Source organism: Cellulomonas hominis, from assembly GCF_005239125.1.
GTDB lineage: Bacteria > Actinomycetota > Actinomycetes > Actinomycetales > Cellulomonadaceae > Cellulomonas > Cellulomonas hominis_A.
The window spans coordinates 1-1252 of the sequence record NZ_SZYE01000350.1; the positions used below are offsets into that span (position 1 = coordinate 1).

Sequence of the window (1252 nt, forward strand, 5' to 3'; positions counted from 1 at the left end):
CGACGGTGGCCGCCTGCTCGGCGGCCTCGCGCCGCAGGTCGGCGGCGGCGTCGTTCGCGGCCCGGGCGGCGCGCTCCTGCTCGGTCGCCGTCCGCTCGGCGGCGGCCGCGCTCTCCTCCCGCTCCGCGGCGCGGGCCTCGCGTCGCTGGGCGTCCGCGAGGGCGGTGCGGGCCTCGTCGCGGATCGACTGCACGTCCTCCTGCGCCTGCCGGCGCACGGCGGCGGCCTCCCGGCGCGCGAGCAGCACGAGGACGAGCGCGACGAGGCAGGCGGCGAGCAGTCCCACGATGATCGCCACGTCCTGCATGCGTCCACGCTCCCGGGGTGTGCTCGGCTGGGTCCGGGCGCGCGGCGGATCCGTGCCCCCGTGGGGCCTCGCGGCAGCCGCGACCGGTGCTGCCGCCGCGGGTCCGCTGGGGTGCGGGCCGTACGGGCGGCGCGGAGGTGAGGCGGCGGCGCGAGGTGGGCCCATTGTTCCTCATCCGGGCGGGCCACCCGGCGACCTGGCCCGAGTGGCGCGCGACGACGCGGGCACCGCCCGCGTCGGGTGGGCCGGAGGCGGGTCAGTCGTCCCGGACGTCCTCGCCCTCGGCCGCCAGCTCCTCCCGGACCACCCGGGACACCAGCGAACCGCCGTACCCCCGCCGGCCGAGCGCGCCGTAGGCCCGGCGCAGCCGGACCTCGCGGTCGAGCCCCCGGGTGGCCCGGAGCTTCTTGCGGGCGAGGGCGCGGGCCGCCTGCTCCTCGTCGGCGTCGTCCACCTGCTCGAGCGCCTCGCGCGCCACCTCGTCGTCGACGCCCTTGCGGCGCAGCTCCATCGCGAGCGCGCGCCGGGACATGCCGCGCTCGGCGTGCCGGCTGCGGACGAGGATCTCCGCGTAGGCGGCGTCGTCCACCAGGCCGACCTCGGTGAACCGGTCGAGCACGCGGTCCGCGACGTCCTCGGGCACGTCGCGCCTCGCCATCGCCTCGGCGAGCTGGGCGCGGCTGCGGGGGGCGGCGGTGAGCTGGCGCAGGGCGATGGCGCGGGCGACCGACTCGGGGTCGGGCTCGGCGTCGGACGCGGCGGCGCCGGACCCCGGTGGCTCCGTCGCGGGCGCGCGACGACGGCCGGACGTCCGGCGACGCCCCGCGTCCCGGGGACCGCCTCCGGTCGCGACGGCGGGCGACGGGTCCGGGCTCGTCGTACAGGACGGAGCTCATCTCGGGGCCCCCTCGGGCTCGTGAGCGGAGCGGACGAGGACGTGGGGTG

General features: G+C 79.8%; 1 protein-coding gene and 1 pseudogene. Both read right to left on the reverse strand.

All coding sequences use genetic code 11. The features are described from left to right. Positions 1 to 307: pseudogene (locus FA014_RS19520) on the reverse strand (ribonuclease Y); the annotation flags it as partial. Between the two features lie 256 nt (positions 308 to 563). Then, a complete protein-coding gene (locus FA014_RS19525; protein ID WP_154731255.1) occupies positions 564 to 1022 on the reverse strand; it encodes a regulatory protein RecX in 459 nt (152 codons plus the stop codon). Positions 1023 to 1252 lie beyond the last annotated feature (230 nt).